Below are 22,154 nucleotides of genomic sequence, written 5' to 3' on the forward strand. Positions count from 1 at the left end.
TACATATGGGGTACGTATTGGCGCTGGCCCCATCGAGTAATGAATTCCCGCTACATTCGTGGTCCTCGCCTCCGTTTCAATTGATTGCTCCTTTCAGGCTGCAAGTGCTTTGTTGACTCTGCCGGTTGAAACAATTCTGAAGGATTGAAAATAGCCTGACGTAATCTTTCCGTTGTTTTCTTCCAGTCAAATTCACTACCCACTAACATAATCGGTTCTTCAAAATTAACTAAGGAATAATCTTGCAACGCCATTCTGGCAACTTTTGCGCTGCTATTTGAATAATATTTAGCCTCATATGCCTGGTACATCCGAGAAAGCGGGATCTTTTCCAGCAGAAAATAGATGTCTGCAAAGTCCTTAACCCTAGACCCATTCTGTACGATCGCGTGTAGCTTCATAGCGGATATGTCTAAAAGCGACATCAACCTTATACCATCAATAGTTTCCCATGGCTCTACATATTGGTACACGTGGGAAATCATGTCTGTCTTGATACCGTCAATGGAACAGAATACTCCGTTTCTTAAAACCTTAACAAAATCAGCACTATAATCATTTTTCAGAATGACTGCGAGCTCAGTAGAATCAAAAGGTTTACCGGTAAAAAGATCAATATCTATGGACTGCCGGTGACCGATCCGTAATGAAAGCGCTGTTCCGCCAACTAATATAAAATCGATCAATCGGGCATCAGCCATCAATTTTTGTGTCAGAGCCAGAGTCTGGGCTGTGACTGTTTGCGTTTGTAACATAACATCTCCTCTTTTTTAAGATTGAAAAAAAAGGAAGCATCATCAATCATTTCGTCGGGAAGGAAAGAAATCTTGGCTTTAAGTGCTTCGACAATTACGTTCTTCCCGTAGAATCTGATCAGTTCATCCCAATGTGGCTGCTGTGTGCCGCGTTCAAGTACCCGCTGGATTACCATAGTTGAGCTCTTCTCCCAGTTTATTTTGTCATAATCCAAGTCCCAAAAAAAGACCCTGGGAAACCCAGGCTTAGCAGTTGTGATGATCTTTTTTCTTTCGATCAAAAGCTGATCATCCTCGAAAACGTTTTTCCCAAAGGCAAAGTTTTCTACTAACTCTTCCTGCCGGTATGAAGGATAGCTCTCCACGAAAACTTCCAGACTGGCAAAAAGCTCGGTGTGTCCTTTCTGCTTTTTCCAGCTTACCAGAAATACCTCATTATTGTTGTTTTCGGGTACATCATGCATGCTGTAAATTTAGCCAAAATAGCTGATGTTGCTTCCTATTGCTATGAATCTTTGAACGTAACACCTCCCACGCTTTGGAGTTTCTTTTTTTGAGTTCCCGGCCACGTGAGTGTAGGGCTCAGGCCAACAGCTTGGATTGCAGTATCTGCATATCCTCACTAATCTTCTTATCGACGATCTTCGCATAAATCTGCGTAGTCTTAATACTGCTATGCCCCAGCATCTTTGAAACGCTTTCGATGGGGACACCGTTGGTTAGGGTCACCGTCGTTGCGAACGTATGCCTGGCCAGATGAAAAGTAATTTGTGTGTTGATCCGGCATAGGTCACCGATTTCTTTCAGATAAGAGTTCATCTTTTGATTGGAAAGTACAGGTAGGACGCTGTCAGTGTTCTGACATTGCGGATGATCTTTATAAGCTTTCAATATTTTTAAGGCAGGTGCAAGCAGGGGAATTCTCGCCTGGCTATCGTTTTTCTGACGGTCAATCGTGAGCCACTTCTCTCCGCCATAACCATCGATGATGTTCCGGGAAGTCAATTTACTTACATCAACATAAGCCAAGCCTGTGTAACAACAGAAAACGAAGATATCGCGCACCTGATTCAGACGAAAGTTTTCGAAGTCTTTACCCGCTATCTTTGCGAGTTCTTTTTCAGTCAGTGCGCTCCGGTTCACACTTTCACGGGTCATCTTATAACCGGCAAATGGGTCTTTACTGATCCACCCATTCTTAACGCCAATGAGCACTACCTTCTTGAAATTGATCAGATATTTCATCGTGGTATTGTGAGCACATTTCTTCTGCGTTTTAAGCCAGAATTCAAATTCTGAAATAAACTCGTAATCCAGCGCAACAAGGCCGATGTCTTTCAGTTTATACTTCCACGCGATATATTGTTGGGCATATTCCCGTGTTGTTCTGTACTTGGTAAGTGTGGCAGGCGCATATCCATTTCCAAGCAGCTCTTTTAACTGCGCATTGTGCCTGTCAAATACGTCAAGCAGCATCACCGGTTTTTGTTTTTCACCGGACCACTTTGCCGTGAAGTTCTTTATGTTGACATCCTTGTTTTCATTTATCAGCTCTTGCTGGTAAACATAAGCTTTACCCAGAAGGCTGTCCAGGTAGGTGTTGATGGTCCTTGCCTCGGCAGAGTTTCCTTTAACACGGCTCGCAGCAACTGACCATTTTTCGGGCTGAACATACCTGTGCGTACTGATTTCAAATCTTTCGCCACCGATTGTTACCCTTAAATAAATAGGCACAAGACCTTCCTTTGTCATCTTTGCCTTTTTGCCATAAAACAGAATACTAAATCTGGTTTCCATACGCTCTCTCTTATTATTGGTTATCAAATCTACATTTCTTTCCATGCTCAGTCAAGATGTTCAATTGGCAAACAACCTACTGATTAATAGACCCTTACAGAGAATTCGGGTACCCGAGTCGGAACCCTTTCCGGGTACCCGAATTTATCGGATCAAGTGGAAAAGTTGGGGGGCGATTATGCATAAAGTTTAGAAAGCCGGAACAGGAAGAACTTGATGTCTCTTACACCTCTTGATGACGATCTGAAAGATTTAACCTTGGCGTTGAAAGATTCGGCCGATGCGTTGGTGCTTTTATTGTTGAAAAAATTCAGGATATCTAAATAGTGGGTTTGAATAGACCTGGCAACGGTTTTGAAGGAGTCTATTCCGCAGTCTTCCACAATGTTATACCACAATGCAAGCTTCTTGAAGGCTACTTCCTTCAAAGTGCAAGTCCGAAAGATAGTCCCCAGATCCAAAGAGATATTGTAAGCTTTCTTGATTAAGGGATAACGTTCAAACAGCAACTTGGCCCGTTTTACTTGCGAGGTGGTCCACTTGTCATGGTGCTTAAATAGCAGATATCTACTTCTTGCCAACAACTGCTTTACTGTATCTCCGTTTTCGAGAACTTCTGGCTCAAAGCTTACTCCCGCCGCCTTGGCTGTACTAATGGCCTCATTTTCCTTATCCAGAACCTCCCAGCGGTATTTGATCCGGATTTCCTGTACCGCTTCATATGCTAATTTTTGTACATGAAAGCGATCGATTACCCGATCTGCCTTAACAAAACAGCGCTTCACGATCATATTCATATTGGCTGCCATGTCCAAGGTAACCTCACGAACTGTGTCCCGAAGCTTCTTGGGAATCCCGTTTAAAACTTCAATAACAGTTTCAGCCTGAGTGCCTTTAACCATCGCAACAAGTGCTCCTTTCCTCCCTTTGGCAGCTTTATTTGTAACGATGGTGTATAATTCCCCGTTAGAAAGAGCAGTTTCATCAATGCTTAAATGAACACCTGTATTCTCAGCATACAACATCCAGTCTTCTGCATGCTCTATTTGATCCCATTGGCGATAGTCACTGATATGATCTTTATACTGCTGCTGAAGCTGTTTCCCTTCTAAATGATAGTATTTACCCAGTTGTGAACAGCTAACGGGATTATTATCTATACAACTCTTTTAAAAAATCAGCGAACTCTTTGGTCATTCGAGTTCCCTGTTGTACCACATTCCAGTCTCTGCTAATTATCTCTTTTGTATCCTTGACTTCCCAACGACGGCGTTTTATACAGAGCGTAACTTTCTGATTACGAATAGGAAAGTCCTGAATATAGATTTCCGGAAGAAATCCCTTGGACTCCAACTTTTCATCTTTATACTCAACAGGAGTAATATTCTTCTCTACTAAGTAGATGTTTAATCCAGGAATGGACTCAACGACTTTGGTTGGTTCAAAATACTCTAGGATGCCTTCTGGTAAAAGTATGGATCAAGTGGAAAAGTTGGGGGGCGATTATGCATAAAGTTTAGAAAGCCGGAACAGGAAGAACTTGATGTCTCTTACACCTCTTGATGACGATCTGAAAGATTTAACCTTGGCGTTGAAAGATTCGGCCGATGCGTTGGTGCTTTTATTGTTGAAAAAATTCAGGATATCTAAATAGTGGGTTTGAATAGACCTGGCAACGGTTTTGAAGGAGTCTATTCCGCAGTCTTCCACAATGTTATACCACAATGCAAGCTTCTTGAAGGCTACTTCCTTCAAAGTGCAAGTCCGAAAGATAGTCCCCAGATCCAAAGAGATATTGTAAGCTTTCTTGATTAAGGGATAACGTTCAAACAGCAACTTGGCCCGTTTTACTTGCGAGGTGGTCCACTTGTCATGGTGCTTAAATAGCAGATATCTACTTCTTGCCAACAACTGCTTTACTGTATCTCCGTTTTCGAGAACTTCTGGCTCAAAGCTTACTCCCGCCGCCTTGGCTGTACTAATGGCCTCATTTTCCTTATCCAGAACCTCCCAGCGGTATTTGATCCGGATTTCCTGTACCGCTTCATATGCTAATTTTTGTACATGAAAGCGATCGATTACCCGATCTGCCTTAACAAAACAGCGCTTCACGATCATATTCATATTGGCTGCCATGTCCAAGGTAACCTCACGAACTGTGTCCCGAAGCTTCTTGGGAATCCCGTTTAAAACTTCAATAACAGTTTCAGCCTGAGTGCCTTTAACCATCGCAACAAGTGCTCCTTTCCTCCCTTTGGCAGCTTTATTTGTAACGATGGTGTATAATTCCCCGTTAGAAAGAGCAGTTTCATCAATGCTTAAATGAACACCTGTATTCTCAGCATACAACATCCAGTCTTCTGCATGCTCTATTTGATCCCATTGGCGATAGTCACTGATATGATCTTTATACTGCTGCTGAAGCTGTTTCCCTTCTAAATGATAGTATTTACCCAGTTGTGAACAGCTAACGGGATTATTATCTATACAACTCTTTTAAAAAATCAGCGAACTCTTTGGTCATTCGAGTTCCCTGTTGTACCACATTCCAGTCTCTGCTAATTATCTCTTTTGTATCCTTGACTTCCCAACGACGGCGTTTTATACAGAGCGTAACTTTCTGATTACGAATAGGAAAGTCCTGAATATAGATTTCCGGAAGAAATCCCTTGGACTCCAACTTTTCATCTTTATACTCAACAGGAGTAATATTCTTCTCTACTAAGTAGATGTTTAATCCAGGAATGGACTCAACGACTTTGGTTGGTTCAAAATACTCTAGGATGCCTTCTGGTAAAAGTATACGGACAAGTGTTTGGTAAGAATCGTTCAATGCAAACAAAATTGGTTCAGGATGCAAAGCAAATAATAATTCAGCTTCCCCCCAACTTTTCAGCTTGATCCAAAAGTATACGGACAAGTGTTTGGTAAGAATCGTTCAATGCAAACAAAATTGGTTCAGGATGCAAAGCAAATAATAATTCAGCTTCCCCCCAACTTTTCAGCTTGATCCAATTTATCCCCTAAGGATTGAGAAAATTTGAATGATATGCGTACAAGGCGGGAAACAAAAAAGCTTGCAAACTAATGATTTGCAAGCTTTTAACTATTTTTGATTTACTTTCTGGCGGTCTGGACGGGACTCGAACCCGCGACCCCATGCGTGACAGGCATGTATTCTAACCAACTGAACTACCAAACCAGATTTTCAAAGCAACAGGGTGATTGAATAAATTATCCAAATCCTTGTGTTTCGTGGAGCAAACTTACTAAAAGGTGAAGATAAAAAAAATGTTTATTTTGATAAAAATGGCAATCCAGAGGGCTCTCAGGCTTAACTGGTTGATTTATTGTAGCAATAGGTCTGAAAAAATTATTGCATTGTAGGTGTTTTTCTTTTCTGATCAGTCGGGTTCATTAATCAATCAGTAAAATTGCTTAGTCTTCTATCATCTTATCTCGCTTTTGAAAACTGTAAATCAGATAAAAAAGGGCAGGAAGGATAAAAAGGCTGCCTACCAATAATGCTGTGCCTAGCGTGTAAATTGCCTTTTCAGGGCCACTATGCTCTATTAAAGATAGATATTCTTCATTTTTGAGGATCACGATATTGGGGAAATGACGATAGGTGGTGGTCAATAGGATCATTGTTACCTGAAATCCTGCCAAGGGCCTGAGCAGTTTGATTTTTCCCTGATAGAGCTGATACCACATCAGGATTAGAGATAGTGTCGCAGAAGAGATGGCAATCCGACCCACCCAATTCCCAAATACCCAGTCGAGGAGGGGGATATTTTCGACCAGTGAGGCCACAAATACCAGTACCCCGCAGATGACTGCGGCAATGTTGAAAAACTGCGCTTTGTGAGCAAATCGCATTCGGTCGGGCTCGTTATCTGTTTCTCCGATCAGATAAACAGAGGCAAGAAATCCGCAAATGGACACCGTGAACAAGCCAACTGCCACAGCAAACCAATGCAGCCAACTGAAAATGTAGGCTTCAAGGAAAGTAGATGCATTCAGGTCGATATGGCCGGAAACTGCACTTCCGGCAATAATGCCCAGAAATAAGGGCGTGATAAAACTGGAATACTCGAAAATCGGGTTGTATAGCTTTTGCATGTCATCTTTCACGGCGTCGTAGTGACGGAAGGTGAAAGCGGTGCCTCGTGCAATAATGCCGAGAAGCATTACGGTAAGTGGAATATGGAGATGGATGGACATGGTGGTGTAGATTGCCGGAAAGCCCACAAAAAGAATGACAATAGCGATGATCAGCCACATGTGGTTTGCTTCCCAAATGGGCCCAATTGCCGCGTATAATGTTTTTCGTGTGATACTTCTATTCTTTTTGGAGGTGAACAATTCAATAATACCCGCCCCGAAATCCGCTCCGCCCAGGAGCAGGTAGAGTAGTATGGAGGTCCAGAGAAATATGATGACGACGTAAAGCAAGGTGTTTTATTGGTTAATTGATAGTGATTAATTGTTAATGACGTAAACCGGGCCCCTTTAACCATTATCATACAGCTCCCCAACCATGCGAATCTGTCGGTAAAGCATGAAGCCTACAATGATGGCCAGCGATGCGTACACGGCTGTGAACATGTAGAACGAGTAAACGATGCCGGGCATGGGTGTTACGGCATCGGCGGTGCGCATGATGCCATTGATAATCCAGGGTTGTCGACCTACTTCGGTGACTGTCCAGCCAGCTTCTACGGCGATGAATCCCAATGGCGTAGCCATGACGAAAAGCTTCAGAAGCCATGAACTTGTAAGCCAGGTTTTCCTTTTCCACAACGCGGTAAAATAAAGAACGGCAATCAGCATCATCAGCATACCCATACCCACCATCACTTGAAAAGCATAATGCGTAATAGCCACAGGCGGATGGTTTTTCTCCGGAATGCGATCAAGGCCTGTTACTTCTGATTCAAAATCTCCATGAGCCAGAAAACTTAGAAAACCAGGGAGCTTGATGGCGTAATCGACTCTTTTGTTCTCTACATCGGGTATTCCTCCGACAATCAGAGACGCCGATTTTTCTGTGTGAAAGTGTGCTTCCATGGCGGCAAGTTTGGCTGGTTGCCGTTTGGCCACATCTTTTGCTGAAAAGTCTCCGCTTAGCGGTTGGATCAATGCGGCGGCGCAGCCAAAAACAGCTGCGATGGTAAACGACTTGGTGTGAAACAAGACATGTTTGCCTTTCAGTATCATCAGCGCATGAATGCCTGCTACTGCAAATCCGGTGGCTACAAAGGCAGCGATGGTCATGTGCAAAGCCTGAGAAAACCAGGCGTCGTTGAACATGGCCGCAATGGGATCCACGTTGGTATATTTGCCATTTACAAAATCGAAACCAGAGGGGCTGTTCATCCAGGCATTGGCTGCTACCACCAGAATTCCTGACGCCAGACCACTTACGCCCACCACCACACCGGTAAACCAGTGAAACCATTTGTTGAACTTATCCCAGCCGTACAGAAAAAAGCCAAGGGCGATGGCCTCAATAAAAAAAGCAGTTCCTTCCAGCGAAAACGGCATTCCGAAGATGGGGCCGGCGTGTTTCATAAACTCGGGCCAAAGGAGTCCGAGTTCAAAAGAGAGTACAGTGCCGGAAACCGCACCGGTAGCGAAAAAGATGGCCACACCTTTACTCCATGCTTTGGTTACGTTTTTGTAAACTGGCTGGCCGGTTCTGAGCCAGTAATAATGCGCAACGGCCATAAAAAAGGGCATGACCATGCCAATACAGGAGAAAATAATATGGAAGCCCAGAGAAAGGGCCATTTGGGATCGGGCTGCAATAAAATCACTCATAGAATATGGGATCTGTTGAAAATCAAATTTTTCCTTCATTAGCAAATTTCAGGAAATTGCAGTAATTCAAAATTACTTCGGTCTTATGAAAAGAACCATCATTGCGGTCAAATAAGTCACTAGAAATCAGATTTTTTATTTACAATTATCTTACGGTTATTTCCATTTACTCATGAAGTATTTTATCCTCATTCTCTTGCTGTTTTCCCTTCCTGCGCATAGCCAGAAGAAGGGGGATCTAATAATTAATACAAAGGCTGTGCCCCTGGAAAATTTGCTTTGGGATTTAGATAAACTGAGTAAAGCACCGGAGGTGGAATGGCTTGACCGAAAAAGCAAAGTCAATACGTTACTTTACAAGGGACCGGATTATGAGGGACGTTCCACACAGGTATTTGCTTACTATTCGAACCCTGATCTGTTGATGGGCCGTCAGGCTGGCAAAAATAAATTCCCTGGTATAGTCCTTATTCATGGAGGAGGCGGAACAGCTTTCAAGGAATGGGTAGAAAAATGGGCCGCCGAAGGATATGCAGCCATTGCCATGGATTTATCGGGAATAGGAGAGGACGGGAAAAAGCTTGTGCAGGCTGGTGCCGACCAGGGTCACAAAAGCAAATTTGAAAAAATTGAAGGCCTTGATCTCCGGGACGTATGGAGCTACCAGGCAGTGGCGGCATCCATACTGGCACATTCGTTTTTGCTAAATCAGCCTGAAGTTAACACAGCCAAAACCTGTGTGACCGGTATTAGCTGGGGCGGCTATCTGACATGCATCGTCGGATCACTGGACAATCGTTTCAAGGCAGCCGTACCCGTTTATGGATGCGGGTTTTATGACGAATCTGATGTATTTAAGCGTTCGCTGGCCGCACTTTCCCTGGAAAATAAGAATAAATGGATGCGTTATTTTGATCCCTCGGTATATCTGCCCTTCGCTCAGGCGCAGTTCTGCTTCGTTAACGGAAATAAGGATAAGTTTTACAACGTTATTCCTTACAGCAAAACCTATAATCTCGTTTCCGAAAGCCAAAGGACCGTGTTGCTACTGCCCGACATGAAGCATAGCCACGAATGGGGATGGGAGCCCCATGAGATACGTTATTTTACCGAAGGTGTACTGAATGGTAAGCCTTCACTCACCAGGGTGGGAAAGATTGCTAATGACGGCAGCCAGCTCTCCACAACCTTTGTGTCACCGGTAACGCTGTGGTCAGCTGAATTTCATTACTCCAACGACACACTTTCCGATAATGAGTCCAGGGTCTGGCTCAAACAGAAAGTAGCCATCGACAGGAATAAAAAGACCTTATCCACGGCTGTACCGAAGGAAGGATTCAAATATGGGTTTTTCCATGTGAAAGACCACCGTAACGTATCTGCTTCCAGTGCATTTATTTTTCCGTAGGATCCTTCTGTTTTTCAGAAAGTTTTGTTTCAATCAGGTTGGCAGGGTAGCGAAGTGCCAGATCCCGGATTTCGTAGGTGAATTCTTTGAAAGTTTCCTGCCACAGGCTGGCCTCGCCGGGTGCATAGTCATAAAAACCATTGCTATTGGCTACACCTTGTCCACCTTCCCGTACGACCTTGTCAATCAGCTCGGGAACTTCGGTGCCGTTGTTGAGCGTGGGCAGCAGATTTTTCATGACGCTGTGGTATGCCGGCACTCCTGTGAGGTCCATCCAGCGAAAGATGCCCACAAAGGTCATAAAATATCCTGCATTGTTCCGGCAGGACCGATCCACGTCCTCAATGGTTGCATAGCCATTTTCAACAAGGCTTATCGCTTCACGGTACATGGCGTACATAAGGCGGTTGGTGATGAAGCCCGCGATGTCTTTTCTGACCAGGATGGGTTCTTTTCCCCAGTTAGCAGAAAGTTGATATAAGTATTCGCCCCTGGTTATGTCGGTGTTGTCGCCGCAGATGATTTCAAGAAAGCGATTGGTATGAGCAGGTTCCGACCAGTGCAATCCCAGGAAGCGTTCGGGGTGCTGGGTGTGTTTTTGCAGGTCGCTGATGGGGATAGCGGAAGTATTGCTGGTAAGCAATGCGTCCGGGGCAATCACGGCTTCTATTTTTTTGAAAACAGCTTCTTTTACCTGAATATTCTCAATCGTACACTCAATCACGAGCTGGCATGGAGCAAGAAGAGCGTAGTCTTCGGTAATGGTGAGATTGGTTAAGTAATAGTCCGCTGAATGGGTGATCAGACCATTCTGAACTGATTTTTCGAGATGCTCCTGAATTCTATTTTTTGCATGCAGTAGATCGTCCGGCATTGGAGCGATGCCCACAACCGGATGTCCTGCGATGAGCAGGCACGTCACAATACTACTGCCCATTAAACCTAGGCCAACTATTCCAACAGGTATTTCGTGAGTAAGCATATTCTAAAATCAGTTTGCAGTTCCAGGGAAAAGGGTGGAAGATTTACTTTTTACTAATCCGTTCATCCGGCATTTTGGAGTAGTTTTATAATTTTAGGCCTTGCTGGACAGCTCAGCCATAGAGTTTACGCTTAATCAGCCGATTCAGGCCAATAAAAAAACAGCCTTTCCGGTGTTGTTTCCGAAAAGGCTGGATAAATGTCACTGGTAGGATCGCATGGCTTAAAACTTAGCTTCCGCTTCCCACTTTTTTCTTGTTGTACTTTTTCTCTGCGGTTTTTGCTTTTTCGAAGTCCAGTACCACGCCATTGATGCAATAACGTAATCCGGTCGGTGGAGGACCATCGTCGAAAACGTGTCCAAGGTGCGATTTGCAGCGACCACACATCACTTCAATGCGCCGCATGCCTAGGGAGTTGTCGGCCGCTTCTACCAGCGATGTTTTGCTGATCGGCTCAAAAAAGCTGGGCCAGCCACATCCACTTTCATATTTGGCGTTACTTTTAAAGAGCGCGTTGCCGCATACGGCACAGTAAAAGGTGCCCACTTCCTTGGAATGTTCGTATTCGCTGGTGAAGGGGCGTTCCGTTCCTTTTAGCCGGGCTACCTGATACACTTCTGGAGATAGTATTTTTTTCCAATCCGTGTTTGACTGGTTCACCTTTGTGGTATCCGTGCGGGAATATACCGGACTTTTTACCTGATTTTTTTGTTCAGACGCAGTTTGTCCGTAGCAGTTCTGGAGAAATATCCCCATCATGCCACACATGAGAACGATTAGTTTATCTTTCATTTGGATTTCTTTTTAGTTGATCAATATACGCTTATTGTGGCCAAAAAGTTTTTTTTGAAAAAAGTAAAGGAAGTAGTCGGCTTAGATTAAGAAGTTAGAGGTAGTTAAGAAGTTAGTGGGAAGTTAAGAAGGGTATGATTCGTGTAAAATCTTTATCAGGAAATTTCAGTGACTAAACAAACGTGGACAGATCCCGGACGCCCAGTGCTCTGTAACTGGTAAATCCTTCTCCAAACGTAACGCCGATTGCATGTCCCATTTCCCGGGCCCTGGCAATGATGAACTCAAGGAATTCGGGTGTGGAAATATAACTGGTAGGTTCGTTGCTGTTTTCTACGTAAGACGGGATGTGAAACTGACTTTTGAAAGCGCGGATCGCTTCTATCTTCTGATCGTGGAATGCTGTAATGTCCACAATAAAGTCCGGTTTGATGTACCGGTCCTGAATGGCATGAAAGACCTGCCGGGGTCGCCAGGCTTCCTGATTGTTTCCAAGCTCGTCCAGTGTTTCTATCATGCGTAAACCTGAGTAGAAGCAACTGTCGGCAACCAGTTGCGCTCCGCGACCATGGTCGGGGTGCCGGTCGTCGATTGCATTGGTGATCACAATGTCTGGCTGATATTTCCTTAAATAGGGTATAATTGCCTTTTGGTGCGTTTCATCGTTTCTGAAAAAGCCATCGGACATGCCCACATTATCCCGGACATCAATGTTCAGGATCTTCGCGGAGTCTCTGCCTTCCTTTAGCCTGCCTTCCGGCGTGCCACGGGTGCCTAACTCCCCCTTTGTCAGGTCCAGTATTCCCACCTTTTTACCGAGCGCCATCTGGGCAAGCAGGGTGCCTGCACAGCATAGTTCTACATCGTCGGGGTGCGCGGTTATGGCAAGAATATCGAGTTTCATGAATGTCGGAAGTTTATTTGATCTTGAGTTTTTGTCCTAAACGCAGTGTAGAGCGTATGGAGATCCTGTTTCTTTTTGCAATGGTGGCAATGGGCACACCATATTTCCCGGAAATGGAAGACAGCGTCTCCCCCGAGCGTACCTTGTGCAGTACCGATCTGCTTTGGGATACACTGGCATCACCGGATTCAAACTCACTTTTGGTAGATTTGCCACGTAGGTGATTCCATACGCTGCTGGTAAGCATGAAATGATCTGAGCGTATCTGTCGGCTGTCCCAGTCAAAAATGTTCCTTGGGTCGAACGCATTTCCCTCGTATCTGTTTTCGTAATGTAAATGTGATCCTGTGCTGCGACCCGTACTTCCTCCCAGTCCTAAAACCTGACCAGCCTTCACCATTTGACCCGATTCCACAAGTTGTTTGGACATGTGTCCGTAAAGGGTTTCAAGGCCGTTAAAATGTCGTACCAAAACAAATTTTCCATAACCACTGCCATCAAATGCAACGATACGTACCATGCCGTCATAGGTGGACCGTACCGAGTCACCGGTGTCGAGGTCCAGGTCTGTTCCGTTGTGCCATCTTCCCCACCGATAGCCGAAGTTGGAAGTAGCCCTGGTTAGTTCCATGGGTGTGCTCCACATCCGGTTGAGCGAGGGGTCATACAATTTGAGGTCAACGGGTTCGTCAAATTCCAGGGGGCTCAGGCCATAGGGATTGATTGTGCGGGCATCCCAGATAACGTAATATTCTGCAGCTTTTACCCATTCATCACCCACATACACGGAATCCACCACCTCGACGACCTCGGTTTCGCCTTCATCCAGTGTGGTGGTATCTTCACTTACAACCGGGTTCACAGGTTTGACCGGCTCGAACTGGCTTTGGAATTTGAGATTGGAGCTTTCTACCTGGTACTCGTCCTCTGGCTGTGGAGTACCTACCTTCGTAGGAGCGTCATTATTATTTTTACCTGACTGATTTATTTTAGGGTTTCTTTTGAACAATCCTCGCTCTTGTGCTTGCGCGTTCAATGAGATCAAACACACCATTAATAGCAAACCTACAATAAGCTTTACATTCATATAAAAAATACTATTTCAGGCTACCGTCCCGGGTGTCGGGTAGCCTGATTGATGACTTTAAAAAACAAGTTGTCTTAGTGGCTATGCGTGATTTCTTCCTCGATAGCCTCTACTTCATGTTCCATTAAAAAGCGCTCGGCATCCAGCGCGGCCATACAGCCGGTACCTGCCGCTGTTACTGCCTGGCGATACACATTGTCCTGCGCATCTCCACAGGCAAAAACACCCTTAATGTTGGTGTGTGAGGTTCCTTTGATGGTTTTGATATAGCCTGTTTCATCCATATCAATGTAGCCTTTGAATATATCGGTGTTCGGTTTATGGCCAATCGCTACAAAAAATCCCGTAGCATCCAGTACCGTTTCTTCGCCTGTTTTATTATTTTTTACCACTACACTCTCCAGGCCCTCTTCGCCATTTAGCTGAACGGTTTCGGTATTCCAGAGAATTTCTATATTGGGTAACATTTCCACACGTTTCTGCATGATTTTCGAGGCACGCATCTCATCACGACGTACCAGCAAATATACTTTGCGGCAAAGCTTGGCCAGGTAGCTGGCTTCTTCCGCTGCTGTGTCACCTGCACCTACCACAACCACATCCTGGCCACGGAAAAAGAATCCGTCACAAACCGCACAAGCCGACACGCCACGCCCGTTCAATCTTTCTTCACCGTCAATACCAAGCCACTTGGCCGAAGCACCTGTGGATATGATTACAGAGTCGGCAAGAATTTCTTTCTTTCCATCGATCGTAACTTTGTGGGGGTAGCCCGTAAAATCCACCGCAGTGGCCATGCCATATCTTATGTCCGTTCCAAAGCGCTTGGCTTGTTTCTCGAAATTGATCATCATTTCAGGCCCTGATATGCCATCCGGATAGCCCGGATAATTATCCACTTCGGTGGTGATGGTCAATTGACCGCCAGGCTGTGCACCCTGGTATAAAACCGGATTCAGTCCAGCTCTTGAAGCATATATCGCGGCCGTGTATCCCGCAGGTCCTGATCCGATAATCAGGCAATCTATTTTTTCAGGTATCATCATTATTTCTTGCAAAAGATATTTTAAACCAGGGTTATTTCATCTAGAAAATTTAATAAACTGCCTTGTTGCTGTGGTAATCATCAAATCGTTATTCAGTGCAATTCAATCCACTCGCCTGACTTTCTAACATCGCAGGGCTTACAAAAGTGCAAATTTTGCCGGGGGAATGCAAATCGTTCACAATACCCGCCATTCGATTCTTCGGTTTAGCTGCCGATTCGTTTCGGAATTATTTGGTACAAGGGGCTTTGTTTTGCCATATCCTTTTGAAGTTAGCCTCTCCTGCGAAATGCCGGATTTCTGTAAATATTCCAAAACGGACGCCGCCCTTTTTTTCGAAAGCTCCTGATTGGCCTGATCGGCGCCGACATCATCCGTATGTCCTGAAATCTCTATTTTTAACTCACGGTTTTTATTCAGAAAATCAACCATACGATTTAATTCAACTTTTGATTTTTCATCCAGGCTGTATTCTCCGGAGTTGAAGAAGATGTTATTCAACGTTTCGGTATGATCCTTTTCCACCGCTTCCAAGGGGATATTTAAGCTTACCGATGTCATGGAATCGGTCGTGGAAAAGGTGAGGCTTTTAAACAGGTAACCCGATTTGGAAACGTAGAATGCATACGCATTATCCTGATTCAAAACAGCGAGAAAAGCCCCGCTTGTGGCATCAGAAGTATATTCGGCAACCTTTTTCTGGCTCTTCAGATCATAAAGTTCTATGATAGAGGCCAGCGGTTTTTCCGTTTTTTTGTCAAAAACCTTTCCTTTGGCATAGCGGGTAGGTGTGATCTTTTTCTGAAGACTTTCGGGCAAAGCAAAAGTGTATAACAACGACCGCCCCTGGGCTTTATCGGTATTGTCGTCGGTATAATAGGCGTTTTTACTATTGGAGCTGATAAACAACCCAACCTGTTCGGCCACCGTGTTGATGGGATAGCCAATGTTTTCGGGTTGGGACCAGGTCGTGTCCAGTCGTTTGGTCATGAAAATATCAAACCCACCCATACCGGGGAGTCCGTTGGAGGAATAAAAAAGGGTGTGTCCATTGGCATGGATAAACGGCGCTATTTCTTCATCGGGTGTATTGATTACACTTCCCATATTTTTCGGCTCATTCCAGTTGCCCTTCGCATCCAGATACGTTACCCAAATGTCGTCCTTACCCACACCACCACGCCGGTCGGATGAAAAATATAAAGTATGACCATCCGCTGATAACGAGGGTTGGGTCTCTCTGTCGCGCGTATTGATCACATTTCCGAGATTCTGAGGCGTACCCCAGTCGTTACCATCTTTATGACTGATGTAAAGGTCGCATCCGCCAAAGCCATCCGAGCGGTTGCAAGCTGTGAAAACCAGCGTCCGTCCATCGGCCGATATCGTGCAGGTTCCTTCATTGTTGGGTGTGTTGATCGTTTTGGAAATCGGTTCAGGCACGTCCCAGCCCCCTTTGATTCGGCGGGTGGAGTAAATGTTTTCTTCCCGCTCGGGAGTCATCCCTGAAAAAATCAGCGTTTCTTCATCTGCCGTAAGTACCGGAAAAAATTGGGCGTTCAGAAAATTGATTGTGTCGCCCATGGAGTGTTTTTTTACATGCAGGGGACTTAGAATAGCCTTTTGAGCAAACCGGGAAGATGCGATGCTTTTTTCGGAAAGCTTGGCGAGACTGGATTTGGGGGCAAAAAGCCGATGCGCATGCTCGAAATAAACGAGGGCGGAGTCGTATCGTTCCGCCTGAAAATGATATTTGCCGAGCCACTGATAAGCAATAGCAGACTGCGCTTCGTTGGGCCTTAGTGCGACCAGGATGGCGTAATGCTTTTTTGTGAGAGGGCTGTTTTTCTGAAGATCAAAGATTTGAGCCAGTCTGAGATGGGCCTCACCGTTTCGAGGTTCGGCGGCGGCTACACTTTCATAAAGATTGAGCGCTTCTTTGAGTTGTCGTGCCTGCCACGCTTTTTGCGCCTTGTCCAACAGGTCTTTCGCTTTGCGAGACATAGGCACTTCCTGAGCAAAGCTGTGGTGAACAAATATTGCTAACAGAAGGACAAGGAAATTGCGGCGCATTATGGAATATTCATGTACTTGTGTGTTTGTAACGACATTTTCCATTTTGGATTGTCTTTGATATAGTCAATTATCAAAGGAACCATCTGCTCCTGTTTACTCCATTCGGGTTGCAACAACAGAGTGCAATCGGGCTTAACGAGCCCAGCGTGCTCTTCTGCAAACGCAAAGTCACTTTTGTTATAAATGATCGCTTTCAGCTCGTTGGCGTTTCGGTAAATATCCGGATGAGGTGTCTTGAATTTTTTGGGAGAAAAACATACCCAGTCCCAATGTCCTGTAAAGGGATATACGCCCGAGGTTTCGATGTTGGTTTGAAATCCGGCCTCCTGTAGTTGTCTTGTCAGTTCATCCAGATTATACATCAGGGGCTCTCCCCCAGTAATTACGGCGAGTCTGCCAGGGAATTGCACTGCACCTTCAACGATGTTCTCAATGGTCCTTTTGGGGTGAAGTGCTGCATCCCACGATTCCTTCACATCACACCAGTGACAACCCACGTCACATCCGCCCAGGCGGATAAAATAGGCGGCTTTACCACTGTGCTGGCCTTCCCCCTGCAGGGTGTAAAAGGCCTCCATGAGTGGAAGTTGGGTTGTGATAATGGGTTGTGTTTCGGTAAGCAAAATGGACAGGCTAAATAAATGTTAATTAAAAACAATCACACAAAGATAGCTTGTAACAAAAAAAAAACGGGAAATAATTTGAATGTTGAAAGGTTAAAAAGTTAAAAGTGGCCAGGCAGGGTAGGTGATTTGATTTGCCATTTAAAAATCCTGGCAAAATTCAAGCAGTTTGATTACCTCCGTCTCATTTAAAAAATTGACTTTATTTGCGTGGAAATACTCGTTAATTTCTCTCCTTTTTTTGGGAAATATTTTTAGCAGATTAGCTTTATTAGCGGGATAGAACCGTTGGTTCTGATCAATCCAAAAGTATGTAATTCCCTTACGCATAATCACATTGGAACCCGGATTTAATCGCTGCATGTGTCCTCGTGCATCGGTGTAAGTAGAGTAAGTGGAGATGGATGAGGTGGAGGAATATCCACCGAAGGCACCTTGGTGTTGTGTGTCGGCTATGAATAGTTTCTGCTTTCTTCCCAGTCGTATTTTATCAAAAACAGCAATCTGCTGTATATGTCCATGTTCGGGCACGGCAAAGAATACCATATCGTCGATTACAATGCGGCTGACCAACTGACCATCCGCCAGGAGCAATGTGTCTTTTTTTGCATCAATAAATTGTATTTCACCATGGAAAAAACTGTAATTAAGCAGTGACTCTGCTCTGCCCCCGGTCCTGAGGTAAACAATTCCCTTTCTGAAAGTTTCAAATAAATACCTGTCGCCAAAAGAAATCGTTTTGGTAACATCGCTGTTATTAGGCACATGATAGCTGCTTTTTGGTACCTGAGCACACAAAGGGCCACCAAGCACCAAATAAATCAGAAAAACAATACAGGTTCTCATGCTTGTTAATTGTAAAGTACTATAAATATCGACCTAAAAATACAGCAATTTGAATGGAAAATTACTAAACTCAACTGGTGACAATTTTTTAGGTGCTGTGCTTTCAGTACACTTAGTGCGTTTTTGAAAGATTGAAATACGAGAAAGGCATTTATTTTCCTGAGTATAATAGATAGAATACGATATTTGCAGCATGAATAATACCCCCATCCATCAGCAGGAAGCGATTTGTGCCCTGGCAACTCCCTCAGGTGTAGGCGCCATTGCCGTTATCCGCGTATCCGGATTACACGCCATTGCCATTGTAAATGCCAGTTTTAAAGGCAGGAATCTGGAACAGGCTGCATCACACACGGTACATTTTGGTACCATACATGAAGGTGACCGGATCATCGATGAAGTACTTGTGAGCGTTTTTAAAACACCCAGATCGTTCACTAAAGAGGATTCTGTGGAAATATCCTGCCATGGCTCGGACTATATCATCCGGCAGATATTGAAACTGTTGGTAAAAAACGGCGCTCGTATAGCAAAACCGGGCGAGTTCACCCAGCGCGCCTTTTTAAATGGACAGTTTGACCTGGTGCAGGCTGAGGCCGTGGCCGATCTGATCGCTGCTGATTCGGAAGCGAGTCACAAAACAGCTTTGAACCAGCTTCGGGGCGGTTTTTCTAAAAAACTTTCCGGGTTAAGAACCGAGCTCATCCATTTTGCCTCACTGATTGAACTGGAATTGGATTTCGGCGAGGAAGACGTAGAATTTGCCGGAAGGGACGATTTGCGAACATTGATCGCGTCGTTGCAGCAAACGATTGCTCCGTTGATCGATTCCTTTGATTACGGAAATGCTTTGAAAGAAGGCGTTCCGGTGGCGATCATAGGCTCACCAAATGTTGGAAAATCAACTTTGTTGAACGCACTTTTGAATGAAGAAAAAGCAATCGTAACCAGCGTCGCCGGAACTACCCGTGACGTGATTGAAGATACCATTGTGCTGGAAGGCCTGAAATTCCGGTTTATCGATACAGCAGGAATTCGCGAAACAGCTGACCTGGTGGAATCCATTGGTATTGAGCGGTCGAGAGGTGCGATGGAGAAGGCTGATATTGTTATTTTTCTGTTTGATAGTGAACAAACATTTTTGGAAAATAAGCAGGTTGCCGCCGAATTAGCGTCTGGCAAAAATCTGCTTTGGGTTTTTAATAAAATTGATATTGAACCCGAGATTTTCAATAAACTAAAAACCGAAAACACGGAAATCATAGGAATTTCTGCCCAAACCCAGGAAGGCTTGTCGATGCTAACGGAAGTTTTGGTGAATCGTGTTTATGGCCAATCTGCTACGGATACGGTTGTGACCAATCTTCGCCACTACGAGCATTTATTGAAAACCCAGGATGCTTTGAATGAGGTGATTAATGGTTTGGATACCGGAATTACGGGGGATTTCCTTGCTCAGGATATCCGGTTGTCGCTGCATCACCTGGGTGAAATTACCGGGACGATTGTGACGGATGATCTGCTGGATAATATTTTTAGTAAGTTTTGTATCGGGAAATAACAACCGATTCTTAAAGTGACAGCCTGTCACTTTAAGAAATTACCTATCGCACATAATAGAGCCGGCGTTAATAACGAAACTCCCAAAATCAGGACGAATCCCCTCAAAATTTCCTTACTTGCCACTACGTAAAATCAATACGGAATTACGAACCCAAACGAATGAAGAATTTTAAAGAGACTGCAAATTTTATCTGGTCCATAGCGGATTTACTGAGAGGCGATTACAAACAAAGTGACTACGGAAAAGTGGTATTACCCCTGACCGTACTACGCCGTCTGGACTGTGTGCTTGAAAAATCCAAAGCAGAAGTTTTGACAAAATACGAGCAGGTCAAAACGATGAATGTGCAAAATGTTGATCCGTTGCTCAATAAAGTATCGGGTTATAAATTCCATAACAGAAGTCCCTATACATTTGACAAGCTGATTGCCGATCCTGAAAACATTGCGGCCAATCTCCGGAATTACATCAACGGTTTCTCCGAAGATGCGCGTGAAATTATTGAGCAGTTTGAGTTTGATAACCAGATCACTAAAATGGACGACAATAACCTGTTGTTCATGATCGTGAAACGTTTCCAGGAAGTAGACTTGCACCCCGACAAGGTAAGCAGCATGGAAATGGGTTATCTTTTTGAAGAACTGATCCGCAAATTTGCAGAGATCAGTAATGAAACGGCCGGAGAGCACTTTACACCACGAGAAGTAATCCGGTTGATGATTGACCTGCTTTTCCTGAACGACCGGGAAATCCTGACCAAAAAGGGAATTGTAAAAACGATCTACGATTGTTGTGCGGGAACGGGCGGTATGTTGAGCGTGGCCGAGGAATATCTGAATGAGCTGAATCCGGATGCGCGGCTGGAAGTTTTTGGACAGGAACTAAACCCGGAATCTTATGCAATCTGTAAATCGGATATGATCATTAAGGGACAAAGCGCTGCCAATATCAAAAAAGGAAACAGTATTTCGGAAGATAAGTTGCCCGGTGAGCATTTTGATTACCTGATCACCAACCCACCTTTTGGGGTGAAATGGCAGAAGATTGAAAAATCGGTGAAAGCGGAACATGAAAGCAAAGGTCATGGCGGACGTTTTGGTGCTGGACTGCCTTCTGTTTCCGACGGATCGTTTTTGTTTCTGATGCATTTGATGTCCAAAATGAAGCCGGTTAGTGAGGGCGGTTCCCGTTTGGCGATTGTGTTTAATGGTTCTCCGCTTTTTTCCGGAAGCCCGAGTACGACCAAAAATGAAAGCAGTATCCGCCAGTGGATCATTGAAAATGATATGCTCGAAGCCGTGGTAGCTTTGCCCAACCAGCTTTTTTACAACACCGGTATCAGCACCTACATCTGGATCATTTCCAATCACAAACCCGATTACAGAAAGGGAAAAGTGCAGCTGATTAATGCGGTTGATTTCTTCAAAAAAATGAGCAAATCCCTGGGTGACAAACGGAATGAATTATCTCCCGACCATATCAAGGATATTACCAAACTGTACGGAGAATTTACAACCAGCGATTATTGCAAGATATTTGACAATACCGATTTTGGTTATGCCAAAGTAACCGTGGAAAGACCGGAGCGCGATAAAAACGGCAAACCCAAACTGGACAAAAACGGCAAACCAAAAGCCGACAGCAGTTTGCGCGATACTGAAAATATTCCGTTAAAAGAAGACATCCAGACCTACATGAAACGCGAAGTTTTGCCGCACGTACCGGATGCCTACGTAGACGAAACCAAAACCAAAGTGGGTTACGAGATTAACTTCACCAAATATTTTTACCAATACAAACCCCTCCGTTCCCTGGCCGATATCCGCGCCGATATTTTCGCGCTTGAAACAGAAACGATGGGACTGATTAAAGAGGTAATTGAATAGAAAAGATGCAAAACCAGTTAATGAATCCGACGGATTCAAATATTTATAGCAAAGGGCTGTAACACAGGAATGGGACCCCGCCGGGGTCCTACCTGACCGGGTCGTACATTTTCGATATGAAATTTTCTATAAACATTGGACCTCTTTGAGGTCATTAGAAGCAAATGAAAAATATTAATGGAGAGGTACGAAAAATATAAGGATTCGGGAATTTCAGAATTAACAGTAATTCCGAAGCAGTGGGCCATAAAGCGATTAAAATACTTTGCAAAGATTTGTAACGGGCAAGATCAAAAAGAAGTATTAGATGATAATGGTATTTACCCCATTTATGGTACTGGTGGTATTTTCGGAATGTCCAACAAGTATTTATATGAAGGTCCGTCTGTATTATTGGGTAGGAAGGGGACTATTGATAAACCGCAATTCTCAGAGACCCCATTCTGGTCAGTGGATACCGCATATTATACTAAAATTAGAACTGGTGTCTCACCAAGATTTTTTTATTAATTATGCCTAACGATAAATTTTGATTTATATAAATATGGTTCGGCTGTTCCAAGC

20 protein-coding genes and 1 tRNA gene are annotated in these 22,154 nt (G+C 44.3%); 4 read left to right on the forward strand and 17 right to left on the reverse strand.

The genetic code is table 11. The features are described 5' to 3' along the window. Positions 1 to 50 precede the first annotated feature (50 nt). The 9 genes from DYADSP32_RS01875 to DYADSP32_RS01915 all read right to left on the reverse strand — a co-directional run bounded on the left by DYADSP32_RS01875 (position 51) and on the right by DYADSP32_RS01915 (position 8,375). A complete protein-coding gene (locus tag DYADSP32_RS01875; RefSeq protein WP_149244286.1) occupies positions 51 to 755 on the reverse strand; it encodes a nucleotidyl transferase AbiEii/AbiGii toxin family protein in 705 nt (234 codons plus the stop codon). Beyond that, positions 713 to 1,219: a DUF6922 domain-containing protein gene (locus DYADSP32_RS01880; RefSeq protein ID WP_414617435.1), complete on the reverse strand. Its 507-nt coding sequence runs from the start codon at positions 1,217 to 1,219 to the stop codon at positions 713 to 715. The genes DYADSP32_RS01875 and DYADSP32_RS01880 overlap by 43 nt, the downstream gene beginning before the upstream one ends. 118 nt (positions 1,220 to 1,337) lie before the next feature. Next, the gene (locus DYADSP32_RS01885) at positions 1,338 to 2,552 is read right to left on the reverse strand and encodes a site-specific integrase (protein ID WP_149244285.1); all 1,215 of its coding nucleotides are present in this window, start codon (positions 2,550 to 2,552) and stop codon (positions 1,338 to 1,340) included. Positions 2,553 to 2,728: 176 nt separating this feature from the next. Further along, a complete protein-coding gene (locus DYADSP32_RS01890; protein WP_414618145.1) occupies positions 2,729 to 3,574 on the reverse strand; it encodes an ISL3 family transposase in 846 nt (281 codons plus the stop codon). 481 nt (positions 3,575 to 4,055) lie between these two features. Beyond that, the gene (locus DYADSP32_RS01895) at positions 4,056 to 4,901 is read right to left on the reverse strand and encodes an ISL3 family transposase (RefSeq protein ID WP_414618145.1); all 846 of its coding nucleotides are present in this window, start codon (positions 4,899 to 4,901) and stop codon (positions 4,056 to 4,058) included. 130 nt (positions 4,902 to 5,031) lie between these two features. Beyond that, positions 5,032 to 5,472 (reverse strand): transposase, encoded by a 441-nt coding sequence (locus DYADSP32_RS01900; protein WP_414617436.1) that lies wholly within the window; start codon positions 5,470 to 5,472, stop codon positions 5,032 to 5,034. Between the two features lie 205 nt (positions 5,473 to 5,677). Next, positions 5,678 to 5,754 (reverse strand) — tRNA-Asp (locus DYADSP32_RS01905). 236 nt (positions 5,755 to 5,990) lie between these two features. After that, positions 5,991 to 7,007 (reverse strand): cytochrome d ubiquinol oxidase subunit II, encoded by a 1,017-nt coding sequence (locus DYADSP32_RS01910; RefSeq protein ID WP_149244284.1) that lies wholly within the window; start codon positions 7,005 to 7,007, stop codon positions 5,991 to 5,993. 57 nt (positions 7,008 to 7,064) lie between these two features. Then, positions 7,065 to 8,375, reverse strand: coding sequence for a cytochrome ubiquinol oxidase subunit I (locus DYADSP32_RS01915; protein ID WP_149244283.1), 1,311 nt, complete (start codon positions 8,373 to 8,375; stop codon positions 7,065 to 7,067). A gap of 172 nt (positions 8,376 to 8,547) precedes the next feature. On the opposite strand from DYADSP32_RS01915, the gene DYADSP32_RS01920 reads away from it, so the two are divergent. Beyond that, positions 8,548 to 9,783 carry an acetylxylan esterase gene (locus tag DYADSP32_RS01920; protein WP_149244282.1) on the forward strand — a complete coding sequence of 412 codons (1,236 nt, stop codon included), beginning with the start codon at positions 8,548 to 8,550 and terminating at the stop codon, positions 9,781 to 9,783. Here DYADSP32_RS01920 and DYADSP32_RS01925 read toward each other — a convergent pair. The 8 genes from DYADSP32_RS01925 to DYADSP32_RS01960 all read right to left on the reverse strand — a co-directional run bounded on the left by DYADSP32_RS01925 (position 9,770) and on the right by DYADSP32_RS01960 (position 18,140). Further along, positions 9,770 to 10,765, reverse strand: a complete 996-nt coding sequence (locus tag DYADSP32_RS01925) for a 3-hydroxyacyl-CoA dehydrogenase family protein (RefSeq protein ID WP_149244281.1) — start codon at positions 10,763 to 10,765, stop codon at positions 9,770 to 9,772. The two genes, DYADSP32_RS01920 and DYADSP32_RS01925, sit on opposite strands and share 14 nt — an antisense overlap. 229 nt (positions 10,766 to 10,994) lie before the next feature. After that, complete coding sequence (gene msrB, locus DYADSP32_RS01930; protein WP_149244280.1) at positions 10,995 to 11,558, reverse strand: peptide-methionine (R)-S-oxide reductase MsrB; 564 nt, start codon at positions 11,556 to 11,558, stop codon at positions 10,995 to 10,997. Positions 11,559 to 11,730: 172 nt separating this feature from the next. Then, positions 11,731 to 12,462, reverse strand: coding sequence for a bacillithiol biosynthesis deacetylase BshB1 (gene bshB1 / locus DYADSP32_RS01935; RefSeq protein ID WP_149244279.1), 732 nt, complete (start codon positions 12,460 to 12,462; stop codon positions 11,731 to 11,733). Positions 12,463 to 12,475: 13 nt separating this feature from the next. Next, complete coding sequence (locus DYADSP32_RS01940; RefSeq protein ID WP_149244278.1) at positions 12,476 to 13,549, reverse strand: M23 family metallopeptidase; 1,074 nt, start codon at positions 13,547 to 13,549, stop codon at positions 12,476 to 12,478. A gap of 74 nt (positions 13,550 to 13,623) precedes the next feature. Then, positions 13,624 to 14,592, reverse strand: a complete 969-nt coding sequence (trxB, locus tag DYADSP32_RS01945) for a thioredoxin-disulfide reductase (RefSeq protein WP_149245010.1) — start codon at positions 14,590 to 14,592, stop codon at positions 13,624 to 13,626. Positions 14,593 to 14,772: 180 nt separating this feature from the next. After that, positions 14,773 to 16,668, reverse strand: a complete 1,896-nt coding sequence (locus tag DYADSP32_RS01950) for an OmpA family protein (RefSeq protein WP_149244277.1) — start codon at positions 16,666 to 16,668, stop codon at positions 14,773 to 14,775. Beyond that, positions 16,668 to 17,249: a 7-carboxy-7-deazaguanine synthase QueE gene (locus DYADSP32_RS01955; protein WP_149245009.1), complete on the reverse strand. Its 582-nt coding sequence runs from the start codon at positions 17,247 to 17,249 to the stop codon at positions 16,668 to 16,670. Before DYADSP32_RS01955 ends, DYADSP32_RS01950 begins: the two co-directional genes overlap by 1 nt. Before the next feature lie 186 nt (positions 17,250 to 17,435). Continuing rightward, positions 17,436 to 18,140: a hypothetical protein gene (locus tag DYADSP32_RS01960; protein ID WP_149244276.1), complete on the reverse strand. Its 705-nt coding sequence runs from the start codon at positions 18,138 to 18,140 to the stop codon at positions 17,436 to 17,438. Between the two features lie 193 nt (positions 18,141 to 18,333). On the opposite strand from DYADSP32_RS01960, the gene mnmE reads away from it, so the two are divergent. From mnmE to DYADSP32_RS01975, 3 genes are all read left to right on the forward strand, one after another. Continuing rightward, the gene (gene mnmE / locus DYADSP32_RS01965; RefSeq protein ID WP_149244275.1) at positions 18,334 to 19,701 is read left to right on the forward strand and encodes a tRNA uridine-5-carboxymethylaminomethyl(34) synthesis GTPase MnmE; all 1,368 of its coding nucleotides are present in this window, start codon (positions 18,334 to 18,336) and stop codon (positions 19,699 to 19,701) included. A gap of 161 nt (positions 19,702 to 19,862) precedes the next feature. Beyond that, positions 19,863 to 21,590 carry a class I SAM-dependent DNA methyltransferase gene (locus DYADSP32_RS01970; protein WP_149244274.1) on the forward strand — a complete coding sequence of 576 codons (1,728 nt, stop codon included), beginning with the start codon at positions 19,863 to 19,865 and terminating at the stop codon, positions 21,588 to 21,590. A gap of 177 nt (positions 21,591 to 21,767) precedes the next feature. After that, complete coding sequence (locus DYADSP32_RS01975; protein WP_149244273.1) at positions 21,768 to 22,100, forward strand: restriction endonuclease subunit S; 333 nt, start codon at positions 21,768 to 21,770, stop codon at positions 22,098 to 22,100. The last annotated feature ends 54 nt before the right edge of the window (positions 22,101 to 22,154 follow it).

Origin of the sequence: Dyadobacter sp. 32 (assembly GCF_902506755.1) — a bacterium.
Lineage (GTDB): Bacteria > Bacteroidota > Bacteroidia > Cytophagales > Spirosomataceae > Dyadobacter.